The organism is Granulicatella sp. 20925_1_28 (assembly GCF_041433575.1).
In the GTDB taxonomy this organism is placed as follows: Bacteria; Bacillota; Bacilli; order Lactobacillales; family Aerococcaceae; genus Granulicatella.
The window spans coordinates 1-14,535 of sequence record NZ_JAPWBS010000013.1 but is presented as its reverse complement, the minus strand read 5'-3'; the positions used below and the strand labels follow the sequence as shown (position 1 = coordinate 14,535).

Genomic DNA, 14,535 nt, shown 5'->3' with positions numbered 1-14,535 from the left:
ATTACATGAAGAATGATAATAATAATCCACCAGCAATAACAGAAGCGATTTGTCCAGAAACGTTAGCTCCAACAGCGTACATTAAGATGAAGTTTTGAGGATCTTCGTCTGTCGCCATTTTTTGGATAACACGACTTGACATTGGGAATGCAGAAATACCTGCAGCTCCGATCATTGGGTTGATCTTTTCTCTACGGAATAAGTTCAAGATTTTAGCAAATACCACACCACCGATTGAGTCCATGATGAAGGCTACTAAACCGAACAAGATGATCATTAATGTTTGAACATTTAAGAATAAATCAGCTTGCATTTTAACAGAGATTGTAATCCCTAATAGAATAGAAACAATGTTTACTAATTCGTTTTGAGCAGCTTGAGATAAGTTATCTAAAACGCCACATTCACGTAATAAGTTACCAAACATTAAGAAACCAACAAGTGGTAATGAAATTGGAGCAATGAAACCTGCTACAATTGTGATAATGATTGGGAACAAGATTTTAGTTAATTTAGATACGCCTGAAGCGTGGTATGTCATACGAATACGACGTTCTGCTTTTGTTGTAACCATCTTGATAGCGATTGGTTGGATAATCGGAACAAGAGCCATGTATGAGTAGGCCGCAACCGTAATCGCTCCAAGTAATTGAGGGGCTAATTGGTTCGCAACGAAGATTGATGTAGGACCGTCAGCCGCACCGATGATACCGATTGAAGCTGCTTCACGAATGTCAAATCCGAATAATACGGCTACAACTACTACGAAGAAAATACCAAATTGAGCTGCCGCACCGAATAATAACATGAATGGGTTTTGTAATAATGGACCGAAGTCGATCATCGCACCGATACCGATGAAGATTAATAATGGGAATAATTCAGTTTCGATACCGATTTCGAATAAGATTTGTAGGACACCGTGTTGTTGTTGTCCACCAACGACTTGGTCAAGAACCCCTGTCCCTGGGAAGTTTACTAAAATTGTACCTAATCCCATTGGTACTAATAATGTTGGTTCGTACTCTTTTTTAATCCCTAAGTACATTAATAGGGCACCGATAGCCATCATGATACCTTGGCCCAAAGTAAATGACGCTAGATTTTGAACTAATGTTTCCACTGTTTCACTCCTTGAAAGTTATTAAAATTAGTTAATTGTAATTAAAGCGTCGCCTGGGTTTACCACTTGACCTTCTTTAACGTGAATTCCTGCTACAACCCCTGCTTTAGCTGCAACGATTTCGTTTTCCATTTTCATTGCTTCTAAAATCATTAATGGTTGGTTTTCAGTAACTGTGTCTCCTACGTTTACTAAAATACGTAAGATGTTACCAGGCATTGGAGACGGCATTGCGTCTGCGCCAGCTGGTGTTGCTGCTACAGGAGCTGCTGGTGCTGGAGCTGCTTCTACTGCTGGTGCAGCAGGTGCCGCTGGAGCTGCAACTGGTGCTACAGGAGCAGGCGCTGCAACTGCTCCAATTTCTTCCATTTCTACTTGGTACTCTTGACCGTCTACTTTGATTTTGAATTTACGTAACATATCGTAACATTCCTCCTAAAATATATTATGAATTGCGTTTTTGGTAGATTTCTTTAACAGCCCATTGACTGTCATTTGATTCACCTGCAGCAATCGCTGAGGCAATAACCGAGATAATCTTGGTTTCTGGGTTGCGTTTAAGGACGCGTTTAACCACAAATTGGCTTTCTGGATAATCTGAGGCCGCAATCGCCGCTGCAATGATTGAGACGTGCTTAGCTTCTTCTGCTTCTACCGGTACAAAAGCTTCTAATTTTTCCCATTCAGATTCTGGTTGTGCAGACTTTGTCGATGCGTGTTCCGTTGCTTCAGAGTTCTTCTTGCCAAATAATCGTTGGAGAATTCCCATTCCTTCACTCCCTTCCCAACATAATCTACATGCAATTATTATACAGAAAACGGCGTCATACCTAAACTAGAAACAGGTTTTTCCCCTGTTCTTTTGGTGTTTTATTATAAATAGGATATAAAACTTATGCTCATTTTGTCACATCAAACTGTTCTTTTATTGTTTTTCGATATGAAATTACTATCTTTTTTATTAAATATTGTTTAAGATATCGCTATAAGTAAACGAATTCATTTTTACAAAAATGGGTTCGTGGAGCTTCCTTTCAGGTTTTAGCGACTGAAGGATTCTCCAACTATAAAAAATTATTTTTTTAAACAAAGAAAGGAAGATATGATGGTTATCACAATTTCAGCTTACGTAATGATGGCAATTTTCATGTACGTTATCATGAAGAAAAAAATGTCACCATTTACAGCTTTAGTATTAATTCCATTAGTTTTTGCAATTATTTTAGTTGCTACAGGTCAAGTCCAAGACGTTAACATCGGTACATTAATTCGCCAAGGGTTATTCGGAAATAACTCAAAAGATAAATTAACAGCGATGAAAGGGACTGCTGAAACAGGAATTATGCTTCTATTCGCAATCCTTTACTTCTCTACAATGTTAGACGCTGGATTATTCGATCCAATCACTAACAAAATGATTCGCTTCGCTAAAGGCGACCCAATGAAAGTATTGATGGCTACTGCTATCGTTGCTGCTGCCGTATCATTAAACGGTGACGGAACAACAACTACATTAATCTGCTGCTCAGCTTTCGTGCCAATTTACAAAAAATTAGACATGAAATTAATGAACTTAGGGGTTCTTATTATCTTACAAAACACTATCATGAACTTATTACCATGGGGCGGACCTACTGCTCGTGCGATGTCAGTTCTTGGTGTAGAAGCAGATATCCTAGCTTACTTAGCACCAGGTATGATTCTTTCAGTTCTTTACGTAATCTTCTTTGTTGCTCGCTCAATGGGTAAAAAAGAACGCGCTCGTTTAGGTATCCAAGAATTAACTGAAGAAGAATTAAACGAATTGACTACAATTTCTGATCCTGAAGTATTAGAAAAACGTCGTCCACAAAACTTTGTAATCAACGCTATCTTAACAATCGTATTAATCGGTTGGTTAGTTGCTGGTTCATTCATCAATTCAATCGAAGTTAAACCAGTTGTATTATTCTTAGTTGGTACAGGTTTAGCCTTAATGATTAACTACCCAGACTTAAAAGCTCAATCTAAACGTATTGGAGACAACGCTGGGGATGCTGTACAAGTAGTATTACTAGTATTCGGTGCTGGCGTATTCATGGGATTATTCCAAGGAACTGGAATGGCAACTGCTTTAACACAAAGTATCGTTCAAGTTATCCCTCAACAATTAGCAGGATTCTGGTCATTAATCATTGCATTAATCTCGATCCCTGGTACATTCTTCTTAACAAACGACGGATTCTACTACGGAGTATTAATTCCATTCGCTGAAGTTGGACGTCAATACGGCTTCACAGATATGCAAATGGCATTAGCTTCATTAATGGGTCAAGCATTCCACTTATTAAGCCCATTAGTAGCGTTCATCTACTTACTATTACGTCTAACAGGATTAGACATGGGTGAATGGCAAAAAGAATCAGCTAAATACGCAGCTGTTATCTTCGTCATCTTCGTTGTAACAATCGTATTAATGGGTCATATGCCATTATACTTACCACAAAATTAAACAATTGAATTTGTGAAAAAGACTTGTTCAGGCCTAGCCTAACAAGTCTTTTTTTGTGCATTTTACCATTTTATCGTTTATACTATCTCTAATGTTTACAATAATTTCCAGGAGGCTACTATGTCAGCGATTATCCAAGCGGTAAAGAAAAATTTAGATATTACCCAAAACAAACCTCTTAAAATTTCGCTCTACGAAGCTTTTCGTAAAACGATTATCTTAGGAGAAATCCCTGCAGGTACGCGTATTAACGAGAAAGAATTCTCGACTGAGTTAAACATCAGCCGTACACCCATTCGCTACGCTCTTAACGAGTTAACGAAAGAGCACCTAGTAGAGCACATCCCTAAGATTGGTGTCATCGTAAAAGGAATTTCCATTAAAGATGCCCATGAAATTTACGAAATTAGAAAATCACTCGACACATTGGCAACAATTAATGCGATGAAACTCATGACGAAAGAAGACTTCGAAGAGTTGAACGCCATTCTCGAAGAATGCGAACGTCTCAACAACGAAGACAGAGTCGACGAAGTACTTGCGAACTTCACGACTTTCAATGATTTCATCTACGAAAAATGCCAAATGACACGTCTAAAAGAAATCGTATTTGAATTACGTACATACGTCATTTACTTCCGCGACTTATCGATTCGTTCTTCAGAACGCCGTACAAAAGCACTCGAAGAACACAAACTCATCTATCGCGGCATGCTCAATAACGACGTAGAACAAATCACGCTGATTACACACGAGCACTTAGATCGCTCCTTACAATTTATTTTGAAACAAATGGAGAAATTACACATTGATTAATCCTGAGTTTTTAGCAAAAGCGGCCACAGACGCCCTTCTACAAGAAGTAAATCTCGCGCCAAAACCAGGCCTCGTGGATCCCATTTCCACAGGCGCTCATAAGGACATGACAAAGGACACCTTCTATCAAAGCATCGTTGCTCTCCGCCCTTATTTACTAGCCTATGCCGAAGCAGGAAGCCGTCATAACGGCAGTCCACTCGACTTATTCAACGAACTTCGCACCCTTGGAAAACAAGCCGAAGATGCGATGATGGCCGCCACAAACAATATCAACACCCATAAAGGAGCCAACTTCTCCTTTGCGCTCGTCTTAGGGGCTACCGCTCATACGAATGGCAACATTCCAGAAGCCTTGCACTACTGCCACCTAATGACGCGCCACCTCATCGAAGTGGACTTTGCCAACCTCGACCAAAAAGAACACCTCTCTTATGGTGAAAAACTCTACGTCGAACATGGCATCAAAGGCATTCGAGGCGAAGCAGCAACAGGCTACCCAAGCCTTGCAAAAGCACTCAACTATTACAATACACTACACACGCACACACCACGTCACCGCGACTTACTCCTTCTCCTCTACTTGATGACTTTCGTAGAAGACGGAAACCTTATTCACCGCGGCGGAATCGATGCGTATAAACAAGTCCAAAAAGAAGCACAACAATTATTCGAAGAAGCACAAACCCTCACAGAAACTGAGCTAGCAAACCGACTCGAGGACTACGACAACGTCCTTATCGAGCGTAACTTGAGCCCTGGAGGCAGCGCAGACTTACTCTCGCTCACCTTCTTCTGTCATCAAATACAACAAAACGGATGACCCTTCATCCGTTTTTTCTTTGCCCTTTTTCCGTCCCAGCACTTTCCCTGTTTACACCCATTACTAGCACACGCTCCCTGTTCTCCCTTCCCCGCGCCAGAGAACGTGGCATGCACACCTGTCGCACTCTCTTATTCAAGAAAGGATTAACCTTTTTATTTATCCACTCCCCCTGAGGCCTGATATTCGGAAAAATCTCGGATTCTATAATAGCAGTAATGGGGAATCGTATTAAATGCGAATTAAAGGGAGTTAGGAATTTATTCCTTACTCCCTTTTTGAGGCTTTAAAGGTGAGAGCCCCTAGGCTCGAACCGGTACCCCATTACCGCTATTATGAAGATATCCGAGTATTTTGAAGAATATCGGGCCGAAGGCCCATAGTTTTAAATTAATATAAACAAAAAAGAGTTAACGCAGTTTGCGTTAACCCTTTCTGTTAGCTTTTATTTAATAAGAGCAAGTGCTGCTTGCACGTGTGCAATGCTGCGTTCTCTTCCAAGCAATTCGATCGTCTTGCCGATCTCCGGCCCGTGTGTTTGTCCACTCGTAGCCACACGAATTGGCATAAACAAGTTTTTACCCTTCACGCCAGTTTCCTTTTGAACTTCCTTGATCGCTGCAAGAATGCTTGGTTCATCGAATGTTTCCATTGATTCTAATTTCGCAACAAAAGCGTTCAATACAGTTGGAACTGTTTCGCCTTGAAGCACTTCTTTGGCTTGTTCATTTTCCACTTCGAAATCTTTTCTGAAGAATAGCGCTGATAACTCAACGATTTCATTCATGTAGCTCATTTGGTCGTGGTATAAAGCCACTAATTTTACTAACCATTCATGTTCTTCAGGAGAAACTTCGTCTTTTACAAGGCCTGCTTCTTTTAATTGAGCAATCGCCATTTCAGCCACTTCTTCTAATGGAGTTTTCTTCACGTATGTGTTGTTAATCCATTCTAATTTCTTAGGATCGAAGGCAGCTGGTGATTTACCAAGACGTTTTTCGTCGAAGATTTCGATGAATTCTTCACGGCTGAAGATTTCGTGTTCCCCTTGAGGAGACCATCCTAGAAGCGCGATAAAGTTGAACATCGCTTCTGGTAAGTACCCTAAGTCTTTATATTGTTCGATGAATTGTAGAATTGATTCATCACGTTTCGATAATTTCTTACCTGTCTCCGTATTAATGATTAATGTCATATGCCCAAAACGTGGTGGTACCCAACCGAATGCTTCGTAAATCATTAATTGTTTTGGAGTATTCGCAATATGGTCATCTCCACGTAAAACGTGAGTGATTTCCATGAAGTGGTCATCCACTGCTACTGCGAAGTTGTAAGTTGGCATTCCGTCACGTTTTAAGATAACGAAGTCGCCACCGACACTTGTAGATTCGAATGAAATTTCGCCTTTAACGATATCGTCGAATACGTAAGTTCCTTGTTTTGGAACACGGAAACGAACAACAGGAGTGCGTCCTTCTGCTTCGAAAGCATCACGTTGCTCTTGTGTTAAGTGAGCGTGTTGACCGCTGTAGTGAGGCATTTCGCCACGAGCACGTTGCGCTTCACGTTCTGATTCCAATTCTTCCTCTGTCATGTAGCATTTATACGCTTTGTCTTCGGCAATTAATTGCTCGATTAGTGGATTATAAATGTGTTCACGTTCTGATTGACGGTATGGACCGTATTTGCCAGGTTTGTCTGGACCTTCATCCCAATCCATTCCAAGCCATGTTAAGTTTTCTAATTGGCTTTCTTCACCGTGTTCAAGATTTCTCTTGCGGTCAGTATCCTCGATACGGATGATGAACTCTCCACCATAATGTCTCGCGAATAAATAGTTAAATAGAGCTGTACGGGCATTCCCGATGTGTAAGTGCCCTGTTGGACTTGGTGCATAACGTACACGCACTTTATCTGTCATTGTAAAACTTCCTTTCTTTTGTCATCCTTCTTATTGTAAAACTTTTCCATGAGGATTTCCATGATTAATTTACAAGTCTTCTAAAATATATTTAAAATCTTTTTCTTCGAGCTTTTGAATGAGAATCACTCCGTCGCCCAGTGGAAGTAAAGTTGATTTTAATGTTGGGTCGCTTTGAACCAAATCAAGGAACATATTGAGGCGACGATGAATTTTACGCACGCGTCTTGGGCGCTCCATCACGTCTTCTAAAATCGTTCCTCCTTGGAAAATATCGTCCACCATTAGCACACCACCGACTTCAAGCACGTCCATGCAATATGGGAAGAACTCGATGTATTTAGCTTTGGCGCTATCCATAAATAGGAAATCGTATTTTCCTTGTTCCAATGTAGGTAAAATATCTGCCGCATCGCCTTCCAGTTGTGTGATACGGTCAGCCAACCCTAGTCTTTCAAAGTTAGCTTTGGCACGGCTATACATTAATTCGTAGCGGTCAATGGTTGTTACTTTTGCTTGTGGTGAAGCTGTTGCCATCAAACTCGCTGAGAATCCGATTGCCGTTCCAATCTCTAAAATATTTTTTGGTTGGGTTAATCCAACAATAAAATCTAGAAACACAGCTGTTTCGTGAGGAATAATTGGAATTCCTAATTCATTGGCTGTATTTTCTAATTCACCCAAGTCCCCCGGAAAACGGCGTTGACTTGAACGCATGTACTCGACCAGTTCCGGTTTGACAACTGGTCTGTGCATCATTTCATTTAACATAAATTCTCCTTTGATTAGAATCCGCCACCGCCGGATCCTCCACCACTACCACCGCTCGATCCGCCAGAGAATCCTCCGCCGAATCCACCAGAGTTGCTGCTTCCATTCACAGAAGAATTCGCAGTGTTGTACGAGCTTGAAAAAGTACTATTAAAATCAGAAACAGGATAGTAAATCGTTCCGTTTTGAGTTGAATAGAACACACTGTTTGGTAATTGGTCTGGTATTAATTTTTTCAACACTTTAATCACGTGTTCAGCCACGCCTAAAGAGATGGCATAAACAAGGAAGTGATCCCACAGTTGAATACTTGGTAAATCTTCGATCCGCTTCATTGGTGAGAGATCTTTTAGCATTTGTTTAAAAGCTTGCCATTTACGATAACGTAATTCCCCTTCAAGAGAACGACGGTTGGCAAAAATTCCTGTCCCGATAAGGGTTAATGGTCCAACGACAAGGAGTACGCCTCCAACAGTCCACAATAAATAATTTATATTCTTCGTTAAGAAGGCCGCACCAATCGTTAAAGCACCGATGATGACAAGCAAGCATCCTGGGAAGCCACTACGTCCTTGAGGTTCGTCTTTACCAAAACGCGTTACGCGGTATTTCTCAGCCGCAGTATCGACAGCGCCCATCCATTTTTGACACTCATTGTAGTAAGTCGTTGAATGGTTTTTCGCATACTTCTTCACTTGTTCGAGTTCAATCGATGTGCCTCCACCGCCAACAACTTCAAAAAGTAAATGAAGCGCTAGTTTTTCATGACGAAGCATTTCTTTCGTATCGTCCACAAGCGTAATGGTATACGGCTCTGTATCGGATAATTTCAAGACTTTCTTACGAACAAGGTCCATCACCGTCGCACTAAAGTCGGTCATATCTGTTTTTCCGTAAACCGCCTGATTCATAACGGCTGGCGTAATATCTTCAGGAAGTTCATAGAGATGATCTGGAATATGTTGTACCTTAGCAAGACGATTACGGTTCGCGAAGAATCCTGTTGCAAAGGCATAAACCATGTTCAAGACTAAGAGAACCCAACCAGCAATCATTCCGAAGAACCCTGTATTTCTAAGGTTTTTCTCGTCATTGATGAGCTTTTCCTCTTCGGCTACGATGCGGTCAAACGCTTTTTCGTTTTTCACATTTGTATTCGCATGTGTCAATGTTTGTGGGAATAACATATGCACTTCCACAAAATCTCCACTTTCATTTTGAGGAGCCGTGAGTGTTACTGAACGATAGTCGCTCGCAATCTTTACGTCCCCATTTTGACCTGCACCATGTCCCCATGCACGAAGCGTTTCCCTTGAAGCTGTTCCAGGGATATTCACCTTCACCGTAATATTGCGTTGGTCAATTTCCCACTCTTGTCCAACTACTTTACGGTTTAATTCCGCCGTATCTAAGTAGTTCGTAATGAGTTTTGGAATCGTATATTGGAATGTCACTTTTAATTTTGAGTTCGAGAATGGGAAAAATACTTTGAACTGAATCTTCGAACCGCTATCCGTTAATTGATACGTTCCCTTTTTCCCAGAATTCTCCTGGTTCATTAACAGACGCCCTTCGCTTGTTTCTAAATATGCATTGACATCTGTTGGTTTCCCAAAACCAGCGTAATCCAAGTTGTAGAAGACCCCGTTATACGCACCGTCCGATTGGAAGGTGATGGTTTCGAAAAACTGAACGTCCCCATTTTCTAAAATATTTGCTTCGATATCATACTTATCAACGACTAAACTTCTCGCATCAACCGTAGTACCGAGTCCCAAAAAGGCAACTAATCCTAATAAAAACGCGATAATCCAACGTTTCATTTGTTTCATATGCTCACCTCTATAAAAGAAGTGTGCGATGACTGCCGACTTCCACGAAGTACTTCGCCGTCACCGTCACACAGATTGTTTTCGTTTCTTACATTACTGATCCGACAATATTTAATTTCTTCTTCAAGTAGAATTTACCAGCAAGAGCCGCAGCCCCGATGAGTAAGTACCACTCGTAACTCATCACAAGATTAATCACTGATGGAATGTATTGTTGGCTTAACACCACTAAAATTAACCAAGCAACCATCGCTACCGTACTTACAACTAAGTAACGGATATATCCGCGTTGACCTTTTGGATTATCGAATTTCGGTGCATTTTTAGAAATGGCAAGCATCACAAATGCCCCTGCGATAAAGTTGATTAATAGTGTAAATAATCCCATTGGTTGAGTATCTGCACTTGGGTTTAACATCAACATCACTCCTGTAACAAGAGCAAATAATCCGCCGACTAAAAGTCCTCCGTCAACGGCAATTTGCCAGTCTGGTGATTTTGCGTCTGGGTCTTTTGTTGGCCCAGCTACGATTGATTGAACGCGTTCTGTTACCGTACCAAACAATTGACGAGCAGTCACACCCGCTTTTTGTTTTTCAACGATTTCTGGAAGCATTACTGATAATTCTTTTTCGATTTGCGCTTCGTCAAATCCAGCTTCTTTCAATGCGCGTTCTAGTTGATAGATGTATTGTTCATTTTTATTTGTTAATTCTGCTTTTAGAGCGTCTACTGACACTACTTCTTCTTGTACGTTTTGTTCTGACATGCTACAATCCTCCGATAACCTTATACATTAAATCTAAAGAGCATTACGTCGCCATCTTGCACGACATATTCTTTCCCTTCTTGACGAACTTTTCCGTTTTCTTTTGCAGCCGTCATACTACCGTATTCCAGTAGATCCGCGTAGGCTACCGTTTCGGCACGGATAAATCCACGCTCGAAGTCTGAGTGGATGATTCCCGCACATTGCGGAGCTTTCATGCCGCGGCGGAATGTCCACGCGCGCACTTCTTGTTCACCCGCTGTAAAGTAAGTCGCTAATCCTAATAAGTGGTATGCTTTTTGGATTAAGATATCTAACCCTGAGATTTCGATACCCATTTCTTCTAGGAAGGCTTGTTTCTCTTCTTCCTCTAATTCGGCTACCTCTTCTTCGATTTTCGCACAAATCACAACGACTTCTGCATCTTCTTTTGCAGCGTAGTCTTCTACTAATTGCACATATTGGTTATGGCCGCCTTCCATCACGTCATCTTCTGAGATATTTGCGATGTAAAGCATTGGTTTTGTTGTTAAAAGGAATAAGCCTTTCACGATTGGAAGTTCTTCATCTGTGAATTCAATCGTACGTGCTAATTGTCCTTCTTCTAACACAGGTTTGATTTTTTCTAAGACGGCAAGTTCTGCAACAGCGTCTTTATCTTTTGTTTTCGCAATTTTTACCACACGCGCGATACGTTTGTCCACTGACTCAAGGTCGGCCAGCACTAACTCTAGGTTGATTGTTTCGATGTCGGCGATTGGGTCTACTTTCCCAGACACGTGTGTAATATTTTCGTCTTCAAAACAACGAACCACTTGGCAAATCGCATCTACTTGACGGATATGGCTTAAGAATTTATTTCCAAGACCTTCCCCGCGGCTTGCCCCTTTCACGATTCCCGCGATATCTGTAAATTCAAATGTCGTTGGGACAGTTTTCTTTGGTTTCACTAATTCTGTTAGTTTTTGTAAACGAAGGTCTGGTACTTCTACCACTCCGACGTTTGGGTCAATCGTCGCAAACGGATAGTTCGCTGCTTCGACCCCTGCTTTTGTAATTGCATTAAATAATGTTGACTTCCCAACGTTTGGTAAGCCGACGATTCCAGCTGTTAAGGCCATTTGTCACACTCTTTCTTTATTTGTTTTCTTCGGCAACAGAAATCGTCACCTTTTTCATCTTCTTCTCGAATTCCCGTCTTGGCATTAGGACCATTTGACCACAGTGATCACACTTGATACGAATGTCCATCCCCATACGGATGATTTCCCAGGAATTCGTTTGGCACGCATGCGGCTTTTTCATTTCCACATGATCGTGTAATTGATACGTTGTTCCTGCTTTCATACAGACTCCTTTTTAATCGTCTAATTCGATTTCTAATACTTCTAAAATACGTGTTAAATCCTTTTGAGAAAGGTATTCAATCTCGATTTTTCCACGCTCGCCTTTTTCGACGATTTGCACGCTTGTTCCGAATTTATCCATTAAGCGTTCTTCTGATTCAACGATATACATGGATTTCTTCGGTTTCGCTGCTTTTTTAACAACCTTTTTCACTGGTTCATTAATCGATTGAACGAGTTGCTCCAAGGCACGAACGGTTAAGCCTTCCTTCACCGCTTTTTTAGCGACTGGTAAGATTTTTGTTTGGTCTTTTAATCCAAGTAAAGTACGTGCATGCCCTGAGGTTAACTCTCCGCTTTGAACGAGTTCTTGTACAGGTTGCGGTAACGTTAATAAACGTAAGAAGTTTGCTACATATGAACGGCTCTTGCCGACGCGGTTTGCGACTTCTTCTTGTTTTAATTTCAATGAATCCATCAATGTACGGTAAGCCATAGCTTCATCTAATGGTTTCAAGTTTTCACGTTGTAAGTTTTCGACAACCGCGATTTGAATCATTGTTTCTTCAGAGTAGTCACGTACGATGGCCGGAATCGTTTCTTTCTCAGCTAATTTAGACGCACGCAGACGACGTTCCCCAGCCACAAGTTCGTAACCTTTAATTTTCGACTTACGAACGATGATTGGTTGGAAGACTCCATTTTGACGTATCGATTCTGCTAATTCTGCCAATCCCTCTTCATCGAACTCTTTACGAGGTTGATATGGGTTTGGACGAATTTCTGAAACGGCAATTTGTTGAATTTGTTCTGAATCTTGAACTTGCTCAAGAGCATCGATTGTATCTAAGTCATTCATAAAGAGCGCATCGATTCCGCGTCCAAGACCTTTCCCTTTTTGATTTTTACTCATGTGCCAACACTTCCTTTGCTAACTCCATGTACACTTCAGCACCACGAGAGCGTGGATCGTAGTCGACAATCGCTTGTCCGTAACTTGGCGCCTCAGATAGACGTACGTTTCGAGGAATAATCGTTTTATATACTTTTTCACGGAAATACTTAATCACATCGTCTTTGACTTCGTTCCCTAAGTTCGTACGCGCATCGTACATCGTTAAAAGAACGCCCTCAATCTTCAACTGCGGATTGAAGTGCTTTCGAACCATCGTGATCGTGTTCATGAGCTGTGACAACCCTTCAAGCGCATAGTATTCACATTGCACAGGGATAAGAACTGTGTCGCTGGCCGTAAAAGCATTCATTGTTAAATGCCCTAGTGAAGGTGGACAGTCGATAAAGATATAATCGTAGTCATCTTTAATCTTCTTCACGGCTTCCTTCAAGCGTTGTTCACGACGTGGTTGGCTCGTTAACTCGATTTCGGCACCTGCTAACTGAATCGTAGAAGGAGCAATCATCAAGTTTTCGCGCGTTGTCGGTACAATGACATCAGCCATTGGTACTTGGTTCACTAAAACGTCATATACATCTTGTTCTAGTTCTCCTTTTTGCACGCCAAGACCACTCGTCGCATTTCCTTGAGGGTCACTATCAATAATTAATACTTTTTTGCCATGAACGGCAAGTGCTGCAGCCAAACTCACTGTTGAAGTCGTCTTCCCAACTCCACCTTTTTGGTTGGCAACGGATATCACACGTCCCATATTCTTCCTCCATGTTTTCTTGTTATAAAAAAGGGAGAATGCAAGCATTCTCCCTCTCGCATGTCTACAAAATGTTCTTCATTTCTCGCAATATTTTGTTCTTTTCTATTGTAACAAAAAAGCGCCTTTTTTTGTAGTCATAGCGGTTTATTTTACGAAAAAAGCTTCGCCCTTATTGTGGCAAAGCTTTCTTTTGTTGTTCATTAAATTGTAAGTAAGCGATAGAGTATTCTTTACGCATTTGTTCGCCTTCATCCGTTACCTTAATTTCAACATTTGTAATCAGATTTCCAGCGCCATCTGTCTTGATTTTTAACTCGACTTTAGACGTATCCGTCGTCGCGATTCCAAGAACAGACGTCAACGCCTTACGAATCGATTCGTCGTTTCCTGTATAAGTCTTCTCGTACCCAGAGAATGTCTTCTTCCAAGGAACCTCTTGATGAATTTCCTTCGTTAATTGAATCACCTTTGCATACGGGAAAACTACTGTATTTTGAAGACTTGATGCTGCCGTGATGGTTTGTTCCCACTTGTCTTGATAGTAGCGAATAAATCCGACATTGGCATCCGCAATCACTTCGAGTTGGTTCGTTACCTTCCCAGCATTTTTATCGATTTTCGAGCCGTATCCTGTGCCGTCTTTCCACGCGCTGGCACTCGCCACCGTTTGTGCTGCGGGTGTTTTTGAGCCCTCTTTATAATCTGATTTTTTCACCGTAATATGATAATTAGAAACAGACTCTTCGGAACTAGCGACTTGGTCTTGAACCGCCTGAGTCGATAGTCCATTTCCACAAGCAGATAAAACGCATAGAAACGCCATTAATACTGTACTTTTAATCCATTTCATGATTTTACCTCCTCCTTATCATCCGTTTTATTATAGCAAACTTCCTTCAAAAATTCTCTTAAAATAAAATATTAGAAAAATAGCTACAAAATAAGCTGGGCACTAGGCCCAGCTTACACAATT

Annotated in this window: 15 protein-coding genes; 3 read left to right on the top strand and 12 right to left on the bottom strand. The window is 41.1% G+C overall.

Features of this window, described 5'->3' with window-relative positions; all coding sequences use genetic code 11:
- Position 1: 1 nt before the first annotated feature.
- The 3 genes from O3793_RS06845 to O3793_RS06835 form a co-directional block, all read right to left on the bottom strand.
- Positions 2 to 1,072, bottom strand: coding sequence for a sodium ion-translocating decarboxylase subunit beta (locus O3793_RS06845; protein ID WP_371446402.1), 1,071 nt, complete (start codon positions 1,070 to 1,072; stop codon positions 2 to 4).
- Between the two features lie 78 nt (positions 1,073 to 1,150).
- A complete protein-coding gene (locus tag O3793_RS06840) occupies positions 1,151 to 1,543 on the bottom strand; it encodes an acetyl-CoA carboxylase biotin carboxyl carrier protein subunit (RefSeq protein ID WP_371446374.1) in 393 nt (130 codons plus the stop codon).
- 25 nt (positions 1,544 to 1,568) lie between these two features.
- Positions 1,569 to 1,892, bottom strand: coding sequence for a hypothetical protein (locus O3793_RS06835; RefSeq protein WP_371446373.1), 324 nt, complete (start codon positions 1,890 to 1,892; stop codon positions 1,569 to 1,571).
- Between the two features lie 336 nt (positions 1,893 to 2,228).
- Here O3793_RS06835 and O3793_RS06830 point away from each other — a divergent pair, with 336 nt between their 5' ends.
- The 3 genes from O3793_RS06830 to citG all read left to right on the top strand — a co-directional run bounded on the left by O3793_RS06830 (position 2,229) and on the right by citG (position 5,253).
- The gene (locus O3793_RS06830) at positions 2,229 to 3,614 is read left to right on the top strand and encodes a CitMHS family transporter (RefSeq protein ID WP_371446372.1); all 1,386 of its coding nucleotides are present in this window, start codon (positions 2,229 to 2,231) and stop codon (positions 3,612 to 3,614) included.
- Between the two features lie 120 nt (positions 3,615 to 3,734).
- Positions 3,735 to 4,430 (top strand): GntR family transcriptional regulator, encoded by a 696-nt coding sequence (locus O3793_RS06825; RefSeq protein WP_371446371.1) that lies wholly within the window; start codon positions 3,735 to 3,737, stop codon positions 4,428 to 4,430.
- A complete protein-coding gene (gene citG, locus O3793_RS06820) occupies positions 4,423 to 5,253 on the top strand; it encodes a triphosphoribosyl-dephospho-CoA synthase CitG (RefSeq protein WP_371446370.1) in 831 nt (276 codons plus the stop codon). The genes O3793_RS06825 and citG overlap by 8 nt, the downstream gene beginning before the upstream one ends.
- Positions 5,254 to 5,698: 445 nt before the next feature.
- On the opposite strand, the gene gltX is transcribed toward citG, so the two are convergent.
- The 9 genes from gltX to O3793_RS06775 all read right to left on the bottom strand — a co-directional run bounded on the left by gltX (position 5,699) and on the right by O3793_RS06775 (position 14,412).
- Positions 5,699 to 7,174, bottom strand: coding sequence for a glutamate--tRNA ligase (gltX, locus tag O3793_RS06815; RefSeq protein WP_371446369.1), 1,476 nt, complete (start codon positions 7,172 to 7,174; stop codon positions 5,699 to 5,701).
- Positions 7,175 to 7,243: 69 nt separating this feature from the next.
- Positions 7,244 to 7,945, bottom strand: a complete 702-nt coding sequence (locus O3793_RS06810; protein ID WP_371446368.1) for an O-methyltransferase — start codon at positions 7,943 to 7,945, stop codon at positions 7,244 to 7,246.
- A 14-nt stretch (positions 7,946 to 7,959) separates the two neighbouring features.
- Positions 7,960 to 9,777, bottom strand: a complete 1,818-nt coding sequence (locus O3793_RS06805) for a DUF2207 domain-containing protein (protein ID WP_371446367.1) — start codon at positions 9,775 to 9,777, stop codon at positions 7,960 to 7,962.
- A gap of 88 nt (positions 9,778 to 9,865) precedes the next feature.
- Positions 9,866 to 10,546 (bottom strand): DUF1129 domain-containing protein, encoded by a 681-nt coding sequence (locus tag O3793_RS06800; protein WP_371446366.1) that lies wholly within the window; start codon positions 10,544 to 10,546, stop codon positions 9,866 to 9,868.
- 20 nt (positions 10,547 to 10,566) lie between these two features.
- The gene (gene ychF, locus O3793_RS06795) at positions 10,567 to 11,667 is read right to left on the bottom strand and encodes a redox-regulated ATPase YchF (RefSeq protein ID WP_371446365.1); all 1,101 of its coding nucleotides are present in this window, start codon (positions 11,665 to 11,667) and stop codon (positions 10,567 to 10,569) included.
- Between the two features lie 16 nt (positions 11,668 to 11,683).
- Positions 11,684 to 11,893, bottom strand: a complete 210-nt coding sequence (locus O3793_RS06790) for a DUF951 domain-containing protein (RefSeq protein ID WP_005607897.1) — start codon at positions 11,891 to 11,893, stop codon at positions 11,684 to 11,686.
- 12 nt (positions 11,894 to 11,905) lie between these two features.
- Entirely contained in the window at positions 11,906 to 12,805 is a 900-nt protein-coding gene (locus O3793_RS06785) for a ParB/RepB/Spo0J family partition protein (RefSeq protein ID WP_371446364.1), read from the bottom strand.
- Entirely contained in the window at positions 12,798 to 13,559 is a 762-nt protein-coding gene (locus tag O3793_RS06780; protein WP_048709805.1) for a ParA family protein, read from the bottom strand. Before O3793_RS06780 ends, O3793_RS06785 begins: the two co-directional genes overlap by 8 nt.
- Positions 13,560 to 13,731: 172 nt before the next feature.
- Complete coding sequence (locus O3793_RS06775) at positions 13,732 to 14,412, bottom strand: hypothetical protein (RefSeq protein WP_371446363.1); 681 nt, start codon at positions 14,410 to 14,412, stop codon at positions 13,732 to 13,734.
- Positions 14,413 to 14,535 lie beyond the last annotated feature (123 nt).

Excerpts from the sequence above, each read along its gene's own strand:
- O3793_RS06845 (WP_371446402.1), bottom strand. The coding sequence starts at position 1,072 with ATGATGGCTATCGGTGCCCTATTAATGTACTTAGGGATTAAAAAAGAG.
- O3793_RS06840 (WP_371446374.1), bottom strand. The coding sequence starts at position 1,543 with ATGTTACGTAAATTCAAAATCAAAGTAGACGGTCAAGAGTACCAAGTA.
- O3793_RS06835 (WP_371446373.1), bottom strand. The coding sequence starts at position 1,892 with ATGGGAATTCTCCAACGATTATTTGGCAAGAAGAACTCTGAAGCAACG.
- O3793_RS06830 (WP_371446372.1), top strand. The coding sequence starts at position 2,229 with ATGGTTATCACAATTTCAGCTTACGTAATGATGGCAATTTTCATGTAC.
- O3793_RS06825 (WP_371446371.1), top strand. The coding sequence starts at position 3,735 with ATGTCAGCGATTATCCAAGCGGTAAAGAAAAATTTAGATATTACCCAA.
- gltX (WP_371446369.1), bottom strand. The coding sequence starts at position 7,174 with ATGACAGATAAAGTGCGTGTACGTTATGCACCAAGTCCAACAGGGCAC.
- O3793_RS06810 (WP_371446368.1), bottom strand. The coding sequence starts at position 7,945 with ATGTTAAATGAAATGATGCACAGACCAGTTGTCAAACCGGAACTGGTC.
- O3793_RS06805 (WP_371446367.1), bottom strand. The coding sequence starts at position 9,777 with ATGAAACAAATGAAACGTTGGATTATCGCGTTTTTATTAGGATTAGTT.
- O3793_RS06800 (WP_371446366.1), bottom strand. The coding sequence starts at position 10,546 with ATGTCAGAACAAAACGTACAAGAAGAAGTAGTGTCAGTAGACGCTCTA.
- ychF (WP_371446365.1), bottom strand. The coding sequence starts at position 11,667 with ATGGCCTTAACAGCTGGAATCGTCGGCTTACCAAACGTTGGGAAGTCA.
- O3793_RS06790 (WP_005607897.1), bottom strand. The coding sequence starts at position 11,893 with ATGAAAGCAGGAACAACGTATCAATTACACGATCATGTGGAAATGAAA.
- O3793_RS06785 (WP_371446364.1), bottom strand. The coding sequence starts at position 12,805 with ATGAGTAAAAATCAAAAAGGGAAAGGTCTTGGACGCGGAATCGATGCG.
- O3793_RS06780 (WP_048709805.1), bottom strand. The coding sequence starts at position 13,559 with ATGGGACGTGTGATATCCGTTGCCAACCAAAAAGGTGGAGTTGGGAAG.
- O3793_RS06775 (WP_371446363.1), bottom strand. The coding sequence starts at position 14,412 with ATGAAATGGATTAAAAGTACAGTATTAATGGCGTTTCTATGCGTTTTA.